At 37.4% G+C, this 20,323-nt stretch carries 21 protein-coding genes, 1 pseudogene, 1 riboswitch and 1 other annotated feature; of the genes and pseudogenes, 12 read left to right on the plus strand and 10 right to left on the minus strand.

Annotated features, from left to right (window positions below; genetic code table 11):
- Window positions 1-179: 179 nt before the first annotated feature.
- Genes SAY88_RS19925 through SAY88_RS19935 form a run of 3 tightly spaced genes read right to left on the minus strand, consistent with a single transcriptional unit; the run spans window position 180 to window position 2,510 of the window.
- Window positions 180-1,127, minus strand: a complete 948-nt coding sequence (locus SAY88_RS19925) for a carbohydrate kinase family protein (protein WP_332633902.1) — start codon at window positions 1,125-1,127, stop codon at window positions 180-182.
- Window positions 1,127-1,975 carry a PRD domain-containing protein gene (locus SAY88_RS19930; RefSeq protein ID WP_332633903.1) on the minus strand — a complete coding sequence of 283 codons (849 nt, stop codon included), beginning with the start codon at window positions 1,973-1,975 and terminating at the stop codon, window positions 1,127-1,129. Before SAY88_RS19930 ends, SAY88_RS19925 begins: the two co-directional genes overlap by 1 nt.
- 22 nt (window positions 1,976-1,997) lie before the next feature.
- Window positions 1,998-2,510: a PTS sugar transporter subunit IIA gene (locus SAY88_RS19935; RefSeq protein WP_332633904.1), complete on the minus strand. Its 513-nt coding sequence runs from the start codon at window positions 2,508-2,510 to the stop codon at window positions 1,998-2,000.
- A gap of 321 nt (window positions 2,511-2,831) precedes the next feature.
- Between SAY88_RS19935 and SAY88_RS19940 the strand changes: the two genes are divergently transcribed.
- The 4 genes from SAY88_RS19940 to SAY88_RS19955 all read left to right on the plus strand — a co-directional run bounded on the left by SAY88_RS19940 (window position 2,832) and on the right by SAY88_RS19955 (window position 6,018).
- Entirely contained in the window at window positions 2,832-2,918 is an 87-nt protein-coding gene (locus tag SAY88_RS19940; RefSeq protein ID WP_250096181.1) for a YjcZ family sporulation protein, read from the plus strand.
- A 221-nt stretch (window positions 2,919-3,139) separates the two neighbouring features.
- Window positions 3,140-3,289, plus strand: coding sequence for a sporulation histidine kinase inhibitor Sda (gene sda, locus SAY88_RS19945; protein WP_332633905.1), 150 nt, complete (start codon window positions 3,140-3,142; stop codon window positions 3,287-3,289).
- A 398-nt stretch (window positions 3,290-3,687) separates the two neighbouring features.
- A riboswitch (purine riboswitch) is annotated at window positions 3,688-3,789 on the plus strand.
- Between the two features lie 102 nt (window positions 3,790-3,891).
- Window positions 3,892-4,485 carry a xanthine phosphoribosyltransferase gene (locus SAY88_RS19950; RefSeq protein WP_332633906.1) on the plus strand — a complete coding sequence of 198 codons (594 nt, stop codon included), beginning with the start codon at window positions 3,892-3,894 and terminating at the stop codon, window positions 4,483-4,485.
- 12 nt (window positions 4,486-4,497) lie between these two features.
- Entirely contained in the window at window positions 4,498-6,018 is a 1,521-nt protein-coding gene (locus SAY88_RS19955) for an NCS2 family permease (RefSeq protein ID WP_332633907.1), read from the plus strand.
- An 83-nt stretch (window positions 6,019-6,101) separates the two neighbouring features.
- Here the strand turns inward: SAY88_RS19955 and SAY88_RS19960 are convergent.
- Both SAY88_RS19960 and asnB read right to left on the minus strand, forming a co-directional pair.
- A pseudogene (locus tag SAY88_RS19960) lies at window positions 6,102-6,843 on the minus strand (SDR family NAD(P)-dependent oxidoreductase).
- Window positions 6,844-7,187: 344 nt separating this feature from the next.
- Entirely contained in the window at window positions 7,188-9,035 is a 1,848-nt protein-coding gene (asnB, locus tag SAY88_RS19965) for an asparagine synthase (glutamine-hydrolyzing) (RefSeq protein WP_332633908.1), read from the minus strand.
- Between the two features lie 281 nt (window positions 9,036-9,316).
- Between asnB and SAY88_RS19970 the strand changes: the two genes are divergently transcribed.
- Window positions 9,317-10,030: a polyphosphate kinase 2 family protein gene (locus SAY88_RS19970; RefSeq protein ID WP_332633909.1), complete on the plus strand. Its 714-nt coding sequence runs from the start codon at window positions 9,317-9,319 to the stop codon at window positions 10,028-10,030.
- A 72-nt stretch (window positions 10,031-10,102) separates the two neighbouring features.
- Here the strand turns inward: SAY88_RS19970 and SAY88_RS19975 are convergent, their stop codons facing one another.
- A complete protein-coding gene (locus SAY88_RS19975) occupies window positions 10,103-11,011 on the minus strand; it encodes an EamA family transporter (RefSeq protein WP_332633910.1) in 909 nt (302 codons plus the stop codon).
- Window positions 11,012-11,253: 242 nt separating this feature from the next.
- Between SAY88_RS19975 and SAY88_RS19980 the strand changes: the two genes are divergently transcribed.
- The gene (locus SAY88_RS19980) at window positions 11,254-11,457 is read left to right on the plus strand and encodes a YqzH family protein (RefSeq protein ID WP_332633911.1); all 204 of its coding nucleotides are present in this window, start codon (window positions 11,254-11,256) and stop codon (window positions 11,455-11,457) included.
- On the opposite strand, the gene SAY88_RS19985 is transcribed toward SAY88_RS19980, so the two are convergent.
- A complete protein-coding gene (locus SAY88_RS19985) occupies window positions 11,445-11,630 on the minus strand; it encodes a hypothetical protein (RefSeq protein ID WP_332633912.1) in 186 nt (61 codons plus the stop codon). The two genes, SAY88_RS19980 and SAY88_RS19985, sit on opposite strands and share 13 nt — an antisense overlap.
- Window positions 11,631-11,648: 18 nt before the next feature.
- Window positions 11,649-12,431, minus strand: a complete 783-nt coding sequence (locus SAY88_RS19990) for an SDR family NAD(P)-dependent oxidoreductase (protein ID WP_332633913.1) — start codon at window positions 12,429-12,431, stop codon at window positions 11,649-11,651.
- A 127-nt stretch (window positions 12,432-12,558) separates the two neighbouring features.
- Window positions 12,559-12,782, plus strand: a binding site (T-box leader).
- 63 nt (window positions 12,783-12,845) lie between these two features.
- Here SAY88_RS19990 and proB point away from each other — a divergent pair.
- From proB to SAY88_RS20010, 4 genes are all read left to right on the plus strand, one after another.
- Window positions 12,846-13,970 carry a glutamate 5-kinase gene (proB, locus tag SAY88_RS19995; protein ID WP_332633914.1) on the plus strand — a complete coding sequence of 375 codons (1,125 nt, stop codon included), beginning with the start codon at window positions 12,846-12,848 and terminating at the stop codon, window positions 13,968-13,970.
- Window positions 13,967-15,214 (plus strand): glutamate-5-semialdehyde dehydrogenase, encoded by a 1,248-nt coding sequence (locus SAY88_RS20000; protein WP_332633915.1) that lies wholly within the window; start codon window positions 13,967-13,969, stop codon window positions 15,212-15,214. Before proB ends, SAY88_RS20000 begins: the two co-directional genes overlap by 4 nt.
- Window positions 15,215-15,224: 10 nt before the next feature.
- Entirely contained in the window at window positions 15,225-16,058 is an 834-nt protein-coding gene (gene proC / locus SAY88_RS20005; RefSeq protein ID WP_332633916.1) for a pyrroline-5-carboxylate reductase, read from the plus strand.
- A gap of 219 nt (window positions 16,059-16,277) precedes the next feature.
- On the plus strand, window positions 16,278-17,099 hold the full coding sequence (locus SAY88_RS20010; protein ID WP_332633917.1) for an ion transporter: 822 nt from the start codon (window positions 16,278-16,280) through the stop codon (window positions 17,097-17,099).
- A 757-nt stretch (window positions 17,100-17,856) separates the two neighbouring features.
- On the opposite strand, the gene SAY88_RS20015 is transcribed toward SAY88_RS20010, so the two are convergent.
- Complete coding sequence (locus SAY88_RS20015; RefSeq protein ID WP_332633918.1) at window positions 17,857-18,561, minus strand: nucleotidyltransferase domain-containing protein; 705 nt, start codon at window positions 18,559-18,561, stop codon at window positions 17,857-17,859.
- 258 nt (window positions 18,562-18,819) lie between these two features.
- Window positions 18,820-18,921 carry a YjcZ family sporulation protein gene (locus SAY88_RS20020; protein WP_332633919.1) on the minus strand — a complete coding sequence of 34 codons (102 nt, stop codon included), beginning with the start codon at window positions 18,919-18,921 and terminating at the stop codon, window positions 18,820-18,822.
- A gap of 295 nt (window positions 18,922-19,216) precedes the next feature.
- On the opposite strand from SAY88_RS20020, the gene SAY88_RS20025 reads away from it, so the two are divergent.
- Window positions 19,217-19,585, plus strand: a complete 369-nt coding sequence (locus SAY88_RS20025; RefSeq protein WP_332633920.1) for a hypothetical protein — start codon at window positions 19,217-19,219, stop codon at window positions 19,583-19,585.
- 406 nt (window positions 19,586-19,991) lie between these two features.
- Window positions 19,992-20,323: hypothetical protein (locus SAY88_RS20030; RefSeq protein WP_332633921.1), on the plus strand; the 332-nt coding region annotated here is incomplete at its 3' end.

The following is a 20,323-nucleotide window of genomic DNA, read 5'->3' on the forward strand; positions in this document are numbered from 1 at the left end:
TAGTAGAAATATTCACATAATTCTCTAAACTATTTTTATTATAACTAAATGGTAAAATTATACAAGGGGTTTACCTTAGTATTTATATAAGTGTGAATAATAGAAAACAGGGCACGGAAAAGGTTGGCTTTACCTTTTCCGTGCCCTAGTCTAAGACAAATTTTTATCTTTTTCTTTAATTACATTTTCTTCAAATATTCAGTTACTTCATCAATTGTAGGCAATGCGGTCATAGCACCACGTGTTGACGCAGCCAATGCGCCTGAGACAGATGCAAATGTCAAAATTTCCTTCCAACGGTCAGTTGAAATCTGATTAACATTTGTATGTTCTTCATTCAAATTAAAAAGAACTCCTGAGACAAACGCATCACCTGCACCAGTCGTATCCACCGTCTCTACTTTCATAGCCGGAACATGAATCGTCTCTCCATTTACATGAAGATAGCTTCCATCTGCACCAAATGTGACAACTAAGGCAGGAATATGGTAGGTTGATAACTTCGCAATTCCTTTTTCAAGCTCTTTTTCTTCTGTTAAGAACTCCAGTTCTTCTTCAGATATTTTAACTACGTCGGCTTCACCTAACATTGATAGAATCGTTTCTCTTGCTTGCTCAGCTGAAGGCCATAAGCTAAGTCGTAAATTAGGATCATAGGATATAATTAGACCGCTTTCTTTTGCCCTTTTTACGGCTTCTATAGTCGCTGTTTTACTTGGTTCACTTATCATTGAAATTGAACCGAAGTGCAACACTCTATTATTAGAAAATAGCGAATCGTTTAAGTCATTCGTTCTTAAAAAGCGGTCGGCACTTGGATCGATATAAAAGCTAAAATTACGTTCTCCTGTCTTATCCAATGTAACGAAAACGACACCCGTTCGCGCTTCATCGGTTAAAGTCATATGAGTAATATCAACTCCATGATGCTCCAACGTCTCTTGCATAAAATGGCCTAGTACATCATTTCCAACTTTCCCCAGGAAACTTGACTTGGCTCCAAGTTTCGATACAGCTACAGCTACATTTGCAGGTGCCCCACCTGGACTTTTTTGATATGATGTATTTTCTTGATCAAGAGGAATAAAATCAATTAACGCTTCACCTAAACAGATAATTCCTTTCATTATGACACCTCATCACCTTTATTACGTTCAATTCGTTGAATGTGTAATGTTAAATAGACAAGTTCGGAAGGTGGAAGATCGTACTGATGTGTTTCGGCTAAATAACGTCCGATCTCTGTTGCCGTATGATAGGCTGATCTATGCTTTTCTTTAACTAATTTGTGCATATCTTGATCCACATCGTCAAAAGGCTGTCCTTCAGCTACTCGTCTGAGTGCAAAATTTAAATGGGTTAATAAGCGTTGATATGAAATTGAATCTTCAGCTACCTTCACGTTAAGCTTTTGTTCAATTTTTTCTATTAGTTCATTCAAGACAACGGTTGTGTTCATGGCCTGATCCATTGTAAGAGCATTCATTTTAGCAGTATGCAGATGTAGGGCAATATGGCCTGCTTCGTCCTCAAGCAAGCGAATATTAAGTCTTTGCTCAATCAACTCAAGGGCCCAAAGACCAACCTCATATTCAGCTGAATAAAGAACACGAATTTCATTTAACAGCTTATTTTTTAATTGAAACCCTTGTTTTATCCGTTCAATGGCGAATGATAGATGGTCAGTTAACGCAACGTGGACATGTTCATTTAATTTGGTTTTTAATGCTTTTTCCGCATAGGTAATGATTTCTTCTGCAATTGCAATGTGCGCTTCCGGTAATTGGTCAATAATTTGAGTGAACTTTTCATATTCATTCTTGTCCTTCATGACAAAAACCTTCTCAATCTTATCAGTACTTATAATATCATTTTTACTTTTGCCAAAAGCAATACCTGCTCCCATGACAATGATTTCATCTTCTCCTTCTTTCACCACGACAACATTGTTATTTAGCACTCTGTTAATCCTCATTTGTACGAACTCCCCACACTGGTTACAGTTTCAACGTTAAAAGAGGCGTCTCTCCTGCCACTGTCTCTGCTGCTGTTTCTTTCTCTAAGCTAGCAACTGCTTCCATATTTGTAATGACAATCGGAGTAATGGTACTTGTTGCTTTTTCATTAATTAAGTCTAAGTCAAACTCTACCAATGTATCACCAACATTAACCTTATCTCCTTCTTTCACATGAGCAGTAAATCCTTCTCCTTTCATATTAACGGTTTCCAAACCAATATGTAATAGAAGTTCAATTCCACCTTTTGTCTTTAATCCAATCGCATGTTTCGTTGGAAATACTTGCACAATCTCACCTGCTACTGGTGCAACCGCCTTGCCTTCAGTTGGTTCAATAGCAACACCGTCTCCCATCATTTTTTGAGCAAACATAGGGTCTGGCACTTCTTCAATATTAACTAGCTTCCCTGTAATTGGAGATACAACGACCTCTTGTTGCGGTTGAACTTGCTCTGCTTCTTTTTTTCCAAGACCAAATAATTTTTTTAGCATTTTTTCATTCTCCTTTTCATCAGTTATCATAAAAAAAGACTTAAAAAACATAGAGATACCCTAAAGCACCCCTATAACTTTTTAAGTCTTGCCTGATCAAATCAGTAACAACCTTATTATTTATTTCTAACCTATTTTATTATGGGTTCATACTGTTGTCAAACCAAAGACAATTATAGGAGGTACACATAATTTACCCTTAATCTACCGAAACAAACATAGAAAAATGCAACTAAACTCCAGTTCTCTCCGCACATGCCTAAACTTCTTCTTTAGTCTTTTCATATAATGTTATGAACAGAAAGAAAGGAGATGACTAATATGAGTTACAGGTATCACGATGGCTTCACGCTAATTGTTGTTCTATTCATTTTACTTGTTATCGTTGGATGTGCTTGCGTTTACTAATTTCATAATAAAAAGGTGCCTTTTAACCAACCAAGACAAAGGCACCTTTCAATTAACTCTATATAAGTATATAGTTCTATTTTTATCGACAAGAAAGCCGAAAATTCGTTTCAGGAAAAAAATGTATGTTAAAAATCCCTACAATATAACTATCTAATACTTTGCAATTAGGGTAATATTACTTATAAGATGTAAAAAATAAATTGCAAAGGAAGGTCGAAATGCTGACGAGATTAGAAGACAAGATTATACTTGAAGCATATCAACAATCTGTAAAATTACAATTAGATGTAGAATTTATTTCTTTACTAAAAGACGAGTTATTAAGACGAGGTTTATTGGATGACTTACAATCAAACGTTGTCTCCTAACATTTCTACTTCTCAATTCAAATGAGGTGATTATTTGTTTAATCATATTCTACGCTTCTTCAAAAGAAAATCGTGCTTTTTCTGTAAGGCAACCACAGCATACATGAGAAAATATAAAAAGAGTTCGACCGAATCAATACATGTCTGTGAAAAATGTCTTGAATATGCCGAACGCCGAGCTTATACAAGGTTATCATAAGCTTTATTCCAGTATACTCCAAATTCTCCACCTTCAGTTCCCTCAATCTTCGCAGTTCTTTTTTTATCACTTATTTCCTCCCCTTCTATTTTATTAATAGTTTAAACGAACGAATTTTCTAAAAACAACCTTTTTATTCGTAATTTATTAAAAACCCCTTTCATTTTTCACTCATTTCATCTATACTTACCCGTATACACAAACAATCAAATAAAAAACTCGTATAACATTGGGAATATGGCCCAAAAGTTTCTACCAGGCTGCCGTAAATGGCTTGACTACGAGTGCAGAGATATGTCGTTTTTCTCGTCCTACGCAAAGAAGACGGATATCAAGGTCACTCGTTTATCAACAGATGCCTTGGTATCCGTTTTTTATTTGAATTTTTAGGGAGTTGAGTTAGATGGAACGATTAAAACAAGCGATTCGTGAAAGAGGAAATGTTCTTTCATCTGAAGTATTAAAAGTCGATACATTTTTGAACCACCAAGTAGATGTTGAGTTAATGGGAGCTGTCGGTGAGGAATTTGCCCGTTTATTTAAAGATGATGGGGTTACAAAAGTTCTTACAATAGAGTCATCAGGGATCGCGCCTAGTTTTATGGCCGCGTCAAACCTTAATACACCACTTATTTTTGCACGTAAGAAAAAATCTCTGACTATGAATGAGAATGTGTATGTTAGCCAAGTTTACTCATTTACAAAAAGAGAAACAAATGACATCACTGTATCAAAAGATTTTATTCAAGCAGAGGACACAGTTTTAATTATTGATGATTTCCTTGCAAATGGTCAAGCTGCATTAGGACTTATTGATATTGTCAAACAAGCTGGAGCAAAAGTGGCTGGTCTTGGGATTGTTATTGAAAAGTCTTTCCAAGACGGAAGAAAACGATTAGAAGAAGATGGATATCGTATAGAATCATTAGCAAGAATTCATGAATTAGAAGCTGGGCGCGTTACATTTGTAGATGAACTTGTAACAAACAACAACTAAGGGGCTGACACCATGAGTACAAAAGTTATTCATTATCCGTTATATAAAAAAGAAGATACAGATGCATTCTTTGCTTTATTTCAAAATAACCTAGCTAACTTTGTTGTAATTGCAGTCACAATGCTAGGAATGGGATTTCCGGCTAGTATTGTTTTTGGTAAAGTTATCCCAGGTGCTGCTGTTGCTGTTATGGTTGGAAATTTGTATTATGCTTACATGGCCAAACGATTAGCTGAAAAAGAAGGACGAACCGACGTTACAGCTCTATCTTATGGTATTAGTACACCTGTTATGTTTGTGTTCTTATTTGGAGTTCTAGCACCAGCTAATGCATTAACTGGCGATCCTGAGCTTGCATGGAAAATTGGGGTTGCTGCTGCACTATTAAGTGGACTTGTTGAAGTCCTTGTCAGCTTCAGTGGAAACTGGGTTCGTGATCGTTTGCCACGGGCAGCTATGCTCGGAGCGATTGCTGGTGTTGCTTTAACCTTTGTTGCAGGTGAAATGCTTTTTAATACGTTCTCAATTCCTGTGGTTGGACTTGTTTCATTAGCTATTATTCTTGTTGGGATTGTTGCGAAAATTGCAATGCCATTTAAAATTCCTGCGTCGTTGTTTGCAGTGTTAACTGGAACCATTTTAGCATTTGCTCTCGGTTATCAGTCTCCAAGTCAAATTACAGATGGACTAGCTAATATTGGTTTCTATCCTATATTACCTACACTAGCTCCTTTTGAAGGTATGACATATTTATTCGGTGCCTTAATAGGAATATTAGCTGTTCTGATTCCTATTACATTATATAATGCCATTGAAACGATGAACAATGTTGATGCAATGGCAGCTGCTGGCGATTCATATGATGTACGTAAATGTCAAGCGGTAGACGGTGTTGGTACAATGATTGGAGCCTTATTCGGAGGTTTGTTCCCTACAACTGTATATATTGCAACAGTAGGTTCAAAACAGATGGGCGCAGGTCGTGGATATAGTATTTTAAATGCAATTGTGTTTGGTATCGCAGCTATGACTGGAGTAATTGCAGCATTCTCAGCTATAATTCCCCTTGCAGCTGTTGCTCCAATTCTAGTATTTGTTGGGATGTCTATGGTTGGTACAGCGTTTCTGTCAAATGACAAAAAATATTATCCGGCTGTGGCTATTGCAATGTTACCTTACCTTGCAAACTATGTCATGACCCGTTTTAATAATGCTGCAGGAGAAGTCGTAGCAGGAATTTCTACTGGAATTGTTCCGCTTGGGCAAGGTGCGATGTTTACCGCAATTTTACTTGGAGCAATGACTGTTGCAATAATTGATAAGAACTTTAAGCAAGCAATTATCTTCTCTTGCATTGCTGCATTCTTATCATTTATTGGATTCATGCATGCACCTGCATTAGCATTTAATGCCGCTCCTGATTTTGCTATTGGTTATTTGTTAGTAGCTATATTCTTGGGTTATGCTTCATTTAAAGAAGGTTCTGAAAAGCAACTAACTTCTGCAAATACTGTGACTAAAAAAATAGCTTAAATAAAAATAATGATAGCAATGGCTCCGTTCGCCTTATTGCTTTGGGGTATCCCAAAGGTCAAAAAACCTCTTGGGATACCCCTTTATTGTTCATAAATCATTTTTCTCGTCATTCCACCATCAATCGTTACATTCTCTCCATTAATAAATTGGTTTGATTCATCTGTTAAGAAAAGACATGCCCTTGCAATATCGTTTGGTTCCCCTACCCGCTTTGAAAAAATGCTGTTCATGATCGATTTCCCTTAGTTCCAACTGGTCTCCAGTGTGAATCCATCCTGGGCTAATAGCATTAACTTGTATCCGATCTTCTTGAAAGGAAGCAGCTAATGCATGAGTTACAGCAACGACTGCCCCTTTAGAAGCTACGTATGCTTCTGAGTGAGGCTCTGACATAACAGAACGCGTTGATGCTATATTAACAATGGAACCTTTCTTACGTTTTCTCATGTCTTTCGCTACTTCTCTCGAAAACAAAAACACACTTCGCACATTTGTATGTTGGATATCGTCCCACTCTTTTGTTGTTATATCAAAGGGGGACTTAAACTTTGACACTCCAGCATTATTAATTAGAATATCAATTTTCCCAAATTGCAGTAGAGTTCGAGAAACAACTTTAATGATATGATCTTCTTGCCTTACATCACATAATTCAGAATGAGCCGTTCCACCATTCTTCACAATATAGGCCGCTGTTTCTCTTGCTTTCATTTCGTCAATATCTGTCACAATCACAATATCACCGTTTGCTCCATATGCTTTTGCAATAGCTGCACCTATTCCTTGTCCCGCACCTGTAACAATGACAATACGGCTGTCCATCAGTATGCCCTCCTCATTTATCATTCAGTTTATGTAACCTTCCACCTCTATTATCATCTACATTCCTCTCTTAAGAAAACATTATACAAAAAAATAAAACGACTTAAAAAAGGGAAAACCCTCTTAAGTCGTTTTTACTTCCCTAGGGGGAATCAAGATTCGGCCACATCCCAACTCCTCCTATACACTATGCAAAAAAATGATATTCGTTAAGTTTTTATTTATTTTTGCTTACCAAATTTTATGATTGGCGAACTTTTTTTGTTGTGACTCTTTTTAGCGTGGTGACAGGTAAGAGAGCACTGAAAAGGTCAGCTTTACCTTTTTAGTGCCCTCCTATTGAACTATTCTTTTATCTTTACATTGTACGTATTTAACCAGTAATCCATTTGGATAAAATGAGCTAGTAGCTGAGGGCCTGCCATTAATTGACCAAAATAAGGCTGACCTGTTGGGAACCCGCCTGAATCTGCAATCTCTCTTAAGGCATCCTTATTTATAAATTCAAAAATGGGGGCATCCTTTTGAGCTAATACCTCTTTCATTCCTTTTTGTACAGCGGCCGTATATTTAGGATGGTGTGTTTTGGGATACGGACTCTTCTTACGATAAAGAACATCATGTGGCAAGGAGCCTTCCAAAGCCTTTCTAAGAATCCCTTTTTCACGTCCTGCTAATTGTTTCATATCCCATGGGATATTCCAAACATATTCAACGAGGCGGTGATCAGAGAAAGGTACCCGTACTTCTAAGCTCGCTCCCATGCTCATCCGGTCTTTACGATCAAGAAGGTTGGTCATAAACCAAATAATATTTAAATACGAAATTTCTCGTCGCCTTGCCTCTTCAGGTGTATCCTCATCAAACGTAGGTGTTTCTTGGATTGTTTCTTTATAACGTTGGTATACATATTGCTTTAAGTCTAATTTCTTTTTCCATTTATCATTTAAGAGATTTTCACGTTCATCAATAGAGCGCATCCATGGAAATCCATCAATGTTCATTATTTCGGGTTTATGAAACCATGGGTATCCTCCAAATATTTCATCGGCACATTCACCTGATAACCCAACAGTCACGTCTTCTTTGATTTCATGACAGAACCAAATTAACGATGAATCAATATCTGCCATACCCGGCAAGTCGCGAACATCGACGGCTTCTTTTAGACGATTAGCTAATTCATCAATTGAAATCACTTTATTATGATGTTCAGTGCCTAGAGCATCTGACACAATTTTGACCCATGGTGCATCTGAATTGGGCTGAAAATCATTTGCTTTAAAGTATTTGTCATTCTCATCGTAATCGATAGAATAACTTTTAATTGCCCCTTTTCCTTGTTTCTCGTATACTTTTGCAGCAAGAGCCGTTAACGCACTTGAATCTATACCACCTGATAGAAACATCCCTACTGGTACATCAGCAAATAATTGACGCTCAACTGTATCCTCTAATAAATAACGAACATGCTCAGCTGTTTCTTCTACAGTGTGGTTATGCTTTTTGCTCTTTAATGTCCAGTAGCGGCTTATGTTGGCTCCATTTCGATCATAGATGAGCATATGAGCAGGACGAAGTTCATTTATATCATCATACACCCCGTGACCTGGTGTTCTAGATGGAGCTAGACCCATAATTTCAGCAAGACCTTCCGTTTTAACTATTGGTTCAATATCACGATGAGCTAGCAATGCCTTTAACTCAGACCCAAAAAGCAAGCAGCCATTACGTACCGTGTAGAAAAGTGGTTTTACCCCTAGTCGGTCACGAGCCATAAATAGGCTCTCATCTTTATCATTCCAAATAGCAAAAGCAAAGATGCCATTAAACTTTTCTAGACATTGATGGCCCCACTCAATATAGGACTTTAATAGAACTTCTGTATCGGAATGCCCTTTAAAATCATGCCCTCTCACAAGAAGCTCTTTTCGTATATCTTCAGTATTGTAGAGCTCTCCATTATAGACCATTGTATATGTTTTATTTTTATAAGTACGACTCATTGGTTGGATACCATTTTCCGGGTCTACGACTACTAGACGTGCATGACCAAAAGCAGCATGAGGTGATGTCCAAACATTCATATCATCTGGTCCTCGCCGATTAAGAGTCTCTGCCATTTTACGTACTTGCCTTTCCTCTTTTCGCAAATCTTGACGCCAATCAATCCACCCTGTAATACCACACATGTATCATCAGCCCCTTTTGGGAAGTTTTCTCATGCTCAAGTGATAGCAGGAAAATCTACCTACTGAACCTAGAGCTTTTTCTCTCTTTGCATTGACCTAAATTAGGACCTCTACCCATAAACTATCCTATTCCTAACCATGGGCTAATGTGATGATTTTTTTCATTTTCAGCTTTGTACATATGAAACATCACAGATTACTACATCATAAGATTGAGAAACAGGTATTTACTGAGCAAGGACATTGAATATATTCAGATTAAGTAGAGAGGGGGATGTTATTTGTTAAATTCAAAACAACGGTTCGCAACGAAAAAGAAATACAAGAAAGCTTTAAAAAAGAATCAGTTACACTTACTACAATTGCAACATGAACTTTATGAATTAGATTTACCAGTCATTCTTATATTTGAAGGCTGGGATGCAGCAGGAAAAGGCGGTGCCATTAAAAGAGTCACAGAACGTTTAGATCCACGTGGCTACAAAGTTCATGGAATTGCTGCCCCTGATGAACATGAATTAAAATACCATTACATGAGGCGTTTTTGGAAAAGTTTACCTACAAAAGGGCAGTTCGCCATTTTTGACCGCTCTTGGTATGGTCGAGTTCTTGTTGAACGAATCGAGGGATTTGCAACGAATGAAGAATGGGCGAGAGCATATGACGAAATTAATCATACTGAGAAAATGCTTGCTGACACCGGTCATATTATTATGAAGTTCTGGCTGCAAATAACAAAAGATGAGCAACTTGCTCGCTTCCGAGCACGTGCAAATGATCCTTTTAAAAAATGGAAATTAACTGATGAGGACTGGAGAAATCGCGAAAAATGGGATCAGTATGAAGAAGCCATTGAGGAGATGATCGATAAAACAAATACCAAATTTGCGAAGTGGCATATTATAGATAGCAATGATAAAAAAACAGCAAGAGTGTCTATCATAGAAGCCATCATTGCTGAATTTCAAAACAAAATAACAAAAATTCATTCATAGAAGTCGAGTGACTGAGACATGTTAAAGACTTGTTTCAGTCGACTCTTTGAATCATTTCATCTGTTATTTGGTTTAGAAGGTGGTTTCTTGTTTACTTGATGTATCCGAATTATTCATTTTCACTTTGATATTCCCTACAATAATTCCAATTAAAATCAGAAACACTCCTAGCCACTGTGTCCAATTAATCGTTTCAGATAATATAACTGTTGAGAGGATAATGGCAACGGGCAATTCAGAGGCAGAAAGAATGGTTCCAAGACCCGCGCCAATATGCGGCATACCAATTGAAAATAACAGAGGTGGAAGTGCAACACCAAATAACCCTAACATAAAACTATAAGGCAAAACCCCCGTAACAATTGAACCGTCCAAAAGGAACACCGGTGGAAACCATAAACCAACTATTAGAAATCCCCCTAAAGATAAAAAGGAGCTTTTTTGAACAGGCGGTACAGCCTTCCCAACTGTTCCACTCACATAAATAAATGTAGCAAATGCGATCGCTGCAAGAATCCCCCAGACTGCTCCGTTCAGTGAGAATATTACATTTCCTTCAACTAAAAGCCCCGTTGCTAAAAGTGAACCTACAAACAAAATGATGATAGCAACAAGTTTTTCACGTGAAGGTCTTTTCTTCTCAAGAATCCATTCCAATAGTGCTCCTATCCAAATAAATTGAAACAAAAATATAATGGCTAATGATGCATCAAGTGTTTGTAATGAAATATAATAGAAAATACCCGTTAACCCCATAGGCATGCCTGCCAGTAGCAATTCTCGAGATTGTCTTAATGATAGCTTTGTTCTTTTCGTGAACAAGGACAACAAGAAGATAAGAACTGTTCCTACAAGAAACTGTCCACCCGTCACTTCTCCAACTGAAAATCCAGCCCCGTATGCTAACTTAACAAAGGTTGATAATATTCCAAAACAGCATCCAGCTAAAAATACTAGAAACGCATAATGCCAGACCTTCATCACTAACACTCCTTCCTATTCATTACCTAAATCAGACAAAAAAACACACTCTGTCCTATGACAAAGTGTGGTGAAAATAGAGTAGCCTCTAGAAAAGTCCACGCCTGTTTAAAGAACAATAAACAGGTTTTAGTTACTAGTTTGATAGCTTTATTGAAAAAGGATGATCTAGTCACGTCAACTTCCTTTTTATATACTATAACTGGTAAAGATAAATTTGAAAAGACTGGTGTGAGAATAAGATGGACAAACGCTTTATTAAAAAACAAATGGATAATGTTATTAAAACCTACACAGAGCAAAGTTTTAGTCTACCTCTTACGAAAGAAGAAGGAAATCAACTGCTGCAGAAAATTGTCGATCAAGTACAACAACAAGGATTTGAAAACTTACCAGACATTCTACACGATATTATTTACCCTTTTTTCACTAATCAGGATGAATGATTTCGTTTTTCCATCAACTTTTTCACATGCTCTTTTGGCTCCCAGCAATGAAAAGTATAGGCCGGCTTTGTTTCATAACCTAAACGAATGCATCGGTAATGCATTCCTCCTCCTTGCTTTTTTTCAGCACTGAAATGAGTACATGTTGCGCAGCAATGATAGCGGTTAGCCATAAGTTTCTCCCTCTCTACTTATTTTTGGTTCAACTTCTTGCCAGCAATTCGCTCTATCACTTTTGGCATAACTTGATATAGAGTGGAGCCAAAATTCATCCATTTAGGTAAGTTTAGCTCACGTTTTGGCTTTTTGATAAGCTGAATCGTCTTAGCGGCGACATCTTCGGATTGTAACATCCACCGATCGACATTTTTAACATACGTTCCTTCTAGATCAGCTCGCACAAAAAAAGGTGTCTTAATAGGTCCCGGATTTACAGCACTAACATTAATTTTTGTATCCATTAACTCCATTCTAAGCCCATTTGTAAAACCTAAAACGGCATGTTTGGTCGCGGAGTAAACCGTTGACTTCGGTGTCGAAAGTTTTCCTGCTTGAGAGGCAATATTAATTATATGACCTTGATTGTTTTTTAACATATACGGGAGAACAGCCTTCGTTAATGCTATCAAACCGACGACATTTACAGAAAACATTTCCTTAACATCGTTTATATTAGCTGTCTCTACCTTATCAAATACCCCAAAACCTGCATTGTTAATTAGAACGTCCACTTGCCCGACCTCTTTCATAATCTGTGCTGTTCTTTCCTCAATCATCAAGGGATGGCTAACATCAAGCGGATATACAAACGCTTTTCCTCCCTTTTCTTCAATTATTCCTTTTAACTCCTGTAATTTATCAATATTTCGGGCTAGCAAAACAACAGTATACCCTTTTTTCACTGCTTCTAGCGCAAGATCTCGTCCTAACCCACTTGACGCTCCTGTTATCCAAATCGTTTTATTTATGTTCATCTTTCCGCTCCTTAGTTTTATTGATTTACTTTTCTGTTTTTTGCTAAAAATTAAAAATCTACTATTGTTTTTTCTGAGTAAGAGTTGACTCCGAGACCGTACCCTCATATAATGGAAAAAAACATGACAAAAAGCGTTGATAGGGATTAGTAAATGACCATTATGTGTAAAGAGAGTGGCTTCACCGGCTGAAAGAGTCACCACCTCTAATGACATTGAACCTGCCCTAGAGCTAGTCAGCTTAATACTTTACCTTTTTATTAAGCTCGACCGTCCCCCACGATACGGGTAAGAGTGGGCAATTTGCCAACTAAGGTGGTACCGCGGAAACTAAGCTCTTCCGTCCTTATTATGATGAGGACGGAGGGGCTTTTATTTTTTGATCTAGTAATTTATTGAAATGAGGAGAGAATCATGAGTCGACAACGTCTCGTTGTTAAAATTGGTAGTAGTTCATTGACGACAAAGCATGGTGCTTTAAGTATGGAAAAAGTCACTGAATTTGTCAAAGCAATCGCAAAACTTAAGCAATCCGGTCATGAAGTGATTGTGATCTCTTCTGGCGCTGTTGCAGCTGGATTTAAGGCTCTAGGCTATCCAAGTAGGCCTGTCACAATTGCTGGTAAACAGGCTGCTGCAGCCGTTGGGCAAGCAATGCTCATGCAAGCCTATATTGAACAGTTTGGAATTCATGAGGTAACCCCTGCCCAATTGCTATTAACTAGGCAAGATTTTTCGGATGAAACACGCTATGGTAATGCATATTCAACATTAACGGAGTTATTAAAACGAGGCGCTATTCCGATTATTAACGAGAATGACTCGACTTCGATCGAGGAACTGACATTTGGAGATAATGACATGTTATCTGCCCTTGTTAGCGGGTTAATTCATGCTAATACCTTATGTATCATGACTGATGTGAACGGGCTTTATGATGATAACCCCCAAACAAATCCAAACGCCAAAAAAATCCATTATTTACCTTATGTTACCGATGACCTACTCGCTCTAGCCGGGGAATCGACATCCAAAGTCGGTACAGGTGGTATGAAATCAAAAGTGAGCGCCGCACAAACAGCCTTGACATTAGGTGTAAACGTCTTTATTGGAAAAGGTGTTAAAAAAGACACATTCACCGATATTTTAGAAGGAAAAGGTGATGGAACTTATATTGGCTCATTTCAACATGAAGCCGTCATGCCAACAACAAAACAGTGGATTGCTCTTCATTCAAAGATCTCTGCTCGCCTTATGATTGACAAAGGAGCAGAACAAGCACTATTACACCGAGGGAAAAGCTTATTGCCTGTTGGCATTGTAGCTATAGAAGGGCAATTCACAACAGGAGATGTAATTGAAGTGATCAATGAAAATGGGAGCCTTATTGGTAAAGGAAAGGCTAATATGACTATGGAAGAGTGCAACCATTTTAGAGGACAGCAAGGATCAAAAAAAGATACAACCAAACATAAACAACCTGTGGTTATTCATCGCAATGACTGGGTTCCACATATAAAGGAGACGATGAAACGATGAACGAATTGAAAATCAAAGCAAAAAAAGCAAGCGAATGTGCCCGTGAACTAGCAACAAAAACAACGACAGAAAAGAACGAAGCTCTTGAAGCAATTGCACAGCAACTTCTTCAAGAAGAAGAGTACCTATTAACAGAAAATAAAAAAGATATTCAAATCGCAAGAAACAACGGAACAAATGAAGGTATCATTGATCGGTTAACATTAACTTCTACAAGGTTAAAAGATATGGCTGAAGGAATCAGACAGGTTATTTCACTAACAGATCCAGTAGGAGAAAGTCTAGCAAGTATCGAGCGTCCAAATGGATTACAAATTCAGAAAGTACGTGTTCCTCTTGGAGTTATTGGCATGATTTATGAAGCTAGACCGAACGTGACAATCGACGCGTCAAGCCTTTGTCTAAAAGCTGGCAATGCTGTCTTACTTCGCGGAAGTTCTTCTGCCATTCATTCCAATACAGCACTTGTAAAAGTGGTCCAACGCGCGTTAGAAAAAACAACAATTCCAGTAGAAGCTATTCAACTAATTGAAGATACTAGCCGAGCAACGGCAACAGAAATGTTCACACTAAATGAGTATTTAGATGTCTTAATTCCTCGCGGGGGTGCGTCACTTATTCAATCAGTAGTAAAAAATGCATCAGTACCCGTTTTAGAGACAGGTGTTGGCAATTGCCATCTATACATTGATCACAATGCAGATACCAACATGGCTATCTCCGTAGCTGTGAATGCAAAAACACAACGCCCTTCTGTTTGTAATGCAGTTGAAACGATTCTTGTAAATTCAAACTGGGCAACTGATCATTTCGACTCATTATTGCAAGCCCTCTCGGATAAAAATGTAGCTTTTGTCGGAGATGAAAGAACTAGGTCCTTTAATTCTAGAATAGAGGCAGCTAATGAAGTTGATTGGGCCGATGAATTTCTTGACTTAAAAGTAGCATTAAAGGTTGTTGATTCATTGGACGAAGCAATTGAGCATATTCATCAATATGGCACGAAACACTCCGAGGCGATTATTAGTGAAGATGCAGAAAATGTGGCAAACTTTTTGAACAAAGTAGATGCTGCTGCAGTGTACCATAATGCTTCCACACGTTTTACTGATGGTTTTGAGTTTGGGTTCGGCGCTGAAATTGGTATAAGTACACAAAAGCTCCATGCTCGAGGACCAATGGGATTAGAAGCATTAACATCAACGAAGTATATCGTCCATGGAACGGGACAAGTGAAAGGATAGGTGCGAATCGTTGTTACAAAACAAAACCATAACATTTTTAGGTGCAGGATCAATGGCCGAAGCGATCATTGGTGGATTGGTAAGACAAGAAGTTGTTGAACCAAAGCAGATCATCGCAACAAACTTAAGTGATCAAGAAAAGTTACATTATCTTGAGAACACGTATGGAATACGAACGAATAGTAATCGTATTGAAGCGGTTAGTCAAGGTGATATTGTCATTTTGGCAATGAAACCAAAGCATGTGAAAGAGGCGATTGATGACATTAACCATGCGACAAATGCAAACCAACTTTTCGTCTCGGTTTTAGCTGGAATTCCTACCTTCTATATTGAAGATTTATTAGGATCTAAGGCTGGTGTCATCAGAACGATGCCCAATACCTCAGCAAAGGTTGGTGAATCTGCAACAGCGATTACAAAAGGAATGCATGCAACGGATCAACAGCTAAAAGAAGTGGAACAACTTTTTTCAGCTGTAGGAACGGTTACCATTGTAAAGGAAGATAAATTAGATGCTGTTACTGGGCTCGCAGGCAGCGGGCCAGCGTATTTTTATTATTTGGTTGAAGCAATGGAACAGGCTGCACATGAAGCGGGTCTTACACCTGAAGAGGCATCTGCACTTATTACTCAAACCGTTGTTGGTGTAGGAAAAAGGCTCCAAACAACTAGCAAATCTTCTAAAGAGTTATATGAAGAAGTAATGAGCCCTAATGGTACAACAGAGGCAGGAATTAATATCCTTAGAGAACGAAAGAGCCAAGAGGCTATGTGCAGTGCTGTGAAACGTGCAATATCAAGATCTAAAGAACTAGGTGAAGTGTTCACAAAAACACAATAACACATTTTTTAGGTAGACACATCTTATGTGTTTACCTTTTTTTATTAACGCAACACAGTTATTGAACTTGACTTGTTTGTACATACTGAATCAACAAAATACGTTTTAGTCGAAACAAACGTAATTATTCCATAATAGCAATGAGCAAACACTTTTTCGTAAACACAAAATCTAGTAGAATAAATACTAGATTTGTTTTCTTAAGGAGATGCGCCAAACATGGAAACTAGAAATAGCGAACTATCTAAATCACCATTTGTACGTACCGTTCAGAAGATTGTATTTCATCGTGCATTTACTGCAACAATCATAACTCTTATTCTTATTAACGCCATTATTGTCGGGCTTGAGACATACCCTGATTTATATAGAGCTTATTACGAGTGGTTTTATTTAATTGACTATATTCTGCTATGGATCTTTACAATTGAAATTGCCATGCGTTTTATTGCAACTCGTCCGACAAAAGATTTCTTTAAAAGCAGCTGGAATTGGTTTGACTTTTTGATTGTTGCTGCTGGTCATGTATTTGTCGGAGCCCACTTCGTGACAGTGCTCAGGATTTTACGTGTGCTTCGTGTACTTCGTGCGATATCCGTTATTCCTTCATTGCGTCGCCTTGTAGATGCCTTGCTAATGACAATTCCTGCACTTGGTAACATAATGATTTTAATGAGTATCATTTTCTATATTTTCGCTGTAATAGGAACGATGTTATTTGCTGGAGTTGCCCCTGAATATTTCGGAAACTTACAGCTGTCTCTCTTAACGTTATTTCAAGTTGTCACGCTAGAATCATGGGCAAGTGGTGTTATGAGGCCCATATTTGCTGAAGTTGCTTGGTCTTGGATCTATTTCGTTATCTTTATCTTAGTTGGCACATTCATTGTATTTAACCTCTTTATTGGGGTCATTGTTAATAATGTAGAAAAAGCGAATGAAGAAGAAGAAGAGGAAAACAAAAATGCAGAGTTAAAAGAACTACGACAAGAGGTAGCAGAAATGAAAGCAATGATCCAAACATTAACAGAACGGAAATAAAAAAGAACGAGGTTCCCCTATTAGGTTCTGTTAAGGAATATAAAACTTAAAAACATCCTAAAAGTACCGCTATCTTTGCATTAATTTGCAGCCATATTAACGGAAAAAAGCAATGGTTTAGCCAATGCTTTTTTCTAATCTTTATTAAACTCAAGCATCCGTTAATGCAATAAAGGTTTTTAATGGTTTTTAACTAAATAATTGAGTTCTACAAACTCATTGAAGTTTCTCATTCCTTTTAATGAAAGGTCTAATTTATATTCTCCCTCTCTAAATAACGGAATACCATTTCCGATTAGAGTTGGGGCAACCGTTATGATGATTTCATCAACCAACTGAACTAACTTAACATCTTTATTAGAGATAATTTGCTTTGCTGTTTCAAAAGTGTTGAATCATATACTCGGTCTTCTCGTTTTCAAATGTTGAACATATAAATGATCTGCTTTTACCAAAACCCATATCTTGGTTAGCCAATTTAGGCTGATAGTACTTCAATTTGAACAAATTTTCCTTTTCCATACGATCACACACTTTTTTTGATTAGTAGTATCAATATGTCCAAGAGTTAGAGATTACTTGTAATTATTTTTGAAGTTTTTGCACCAGAACCTAAAAGAGCATTCCAATCTTTTTAGTCCTTATATTGTCAACCCTTTTTGTATTGTATTAAACAAACGTTTTATTCTCGTGACAAAAATTGTTATTCTACTAATTTAGGTGTTAAAGAACATTAAATATGTTACAGTGTTCTCATCTATAACGGCTCTTTATACCCCTCAAACAACCTACCGCCATGTCGTTCCAATACTTTATCGATCAATGTACTTAAAGGCTCACTATTTCCCGTCTTCAGAAATATATGAAAGACTTCTACATATCGTTCACAAAAATGTTTATCGAAACGAAGTAAAGAACGATACATCCACTTTCCATACCCAATCCAATGGCCATTTGCTCTTAACACAAATTCAGCAACGATATCAAAAAGCTTATAAGCCACAAACATTTTTTCTTTGTCATTCGTATAGCTATTTAAATCATCTAATAAATCTGTAATCATAAATCGCATAGGTTGTTGCTTTTCCTCAGTCCATTTAGAAGGACCATTTCTTATATATTCTTTGGCTACATCTTGAATTTCTACTGCTGACCCATCGTCTTTCAAAATGATCCCTTCAGCGCACATTCGGGGAATCGAAGGAATACCTTCTAGGCGACTCATTTCAAAAGCAAAAGATAGGGACGTTCGATTATAAACAAACGCTTCAATTTTCCACTCGAAACAAATAAAACATTGTCGAAAAGATAATGACTGCATTTCATCAAGGATAACGATATCCAAATCTGAACGTTCAGTTAACTCTTCCCTTGCGGCACTCCCAGCCAAAAAAGCAACATCACATTGAGGAAACGTTTGTTGAAGAAAATTTCGAGCAGCTTTTTTTCCCGGCATTTTCATTAGTTTTTTCCTCCTGAAATGAAAAAATGCATTGACATGCTACATATTATTCACCACAAGAGTGTACGTAACATATCTAAATATATTCGTTGCATCTGAAAATGATGTTATTTTTTAAAGAGATGTAATACCAAATCATGGCACAACCTAAGGGCGATAATAAAGGCAAAGGCAATAAATGCCTTTGCCTTATTCTGATCGATAATGGAGGTGTCAGGTTCCTAATTGGATGAGAAGTTTCGCTACTTCTTTGCCTTACTAGATAAAACACGCGCAACCAATGATAACTAAAAGAATGAACAGCACGACGATTAACGCGAAATCGCTAACTGGTCTAACTGGTCTATGAACAAAAGACATATCAATCCCTCCTTTCGGTCACTTTGAGTGAAGATTAACTTCGCATAATAATGTATGTTGTTGCAATGTTATTTGTATAGTAGTACATCCAGAATAAGAGCGGAGTTTGTACGTTAAGTTAATTTATGCTAAGTGGGAATTCAGTTTCAACTACCTTATCACCTTATTGAACAGCATTTTGAGCACAATCAGATACCTTACAAACATTGATATAAAAAGTCATCTTTTTCACTTCAATTTCGTTTTTTTTTTGAAAATGGATACTGTACGCAGGTACATGCCGGTAGCTCTATTTATGACCGTTATTCATACCTTGGCATATCAAGCGGCTTACCATTACGGATGGTGGAAAGAGACAGGTTCCAGTCTGTTCGGGTGGGATAAAGTCGTCCCGGTTCCTTGGGTGTATGGAGCATATTTAGTTATAGTTATCTGGATTTTTCACTTCACTTCCGGAAAATCCTGGAAGCACTTGACTGTCAATATACTTTTGGATGAGTTATTTATGTACATCGTTTACTCGGTATGGCAGCGGATGGGGCTTGTTTCAAATGAATCGACTTTGCCTACCATTGCTATTGTTGCTATGATGGTCGGTTTTGCGTTTATCATCTATCTTTATCAACTGTGGCAGGACGAATTGTTCAAAAAGCCCAAAGCGTAACTCATAAATAACCAAGAACTGGCTTAACGTTCCCTTCATTGGAGAAGGAAAGCGAAATAACCGAAAACAAGGAGATTTCCGAGTCGAAGACTTGTCCACGTTGACTTCACAATAGCGATAACCTTTCTCCACAGACTGTACGAAGACAGTAAATTCCACACATTCTTCATTGGTTTTGCCTGCACCTTGCTAGGCTTTTTTTTGCGAAGATGGCCATAACTGTGATAATCAGTGCATTTTACCACAAGGATTCTCCTCTGAATCAAATGATACACCTTGCTTATGCCTCAATTTATGATACGGTTCAGCGTGGTAAGTCAATGAGGTTTTTCTTGTATGTTTTGTATAGAATAACTTTTGTACCAAATAATATAGGAATGATTTGTTACGAAGGAGCGATAGTGCCGTGTTGTATTTACTTACATTAGCTGCTTTTTCCATTTGGTTCATTGCCATCATTCGCACAAAGCAAATAAGCTGGCATACAATTCTTGCCTCATATTCTATTGGAGTATTTATCGCTGATATTCTTGAGGTTACATTTAATCTTTTTTTAAATCTATATAAATTCCCTACATACTTGTTATGGCATCCAACTCAAGATAATGAGCTTGGTATCATTTTTGCCGATACGTTAATCCTACCTTTTACCTTTATTATTTTTATTTATTATACTCGAAAAAATCACCATTGGAGGAACTCGTTATTATTTGCACTACTTTTTATTATCCTAGAGTT

The sequence above is a fragment of the Halalkalibacter flavus genome, from assembly GCF_036663575.1.
Classification (GTDB): Bacteria; Bacillota; Bacilli; order Bacillales; family Bacillaceae_D; genus Halalkalibacter; species Halalkalibacter flavus.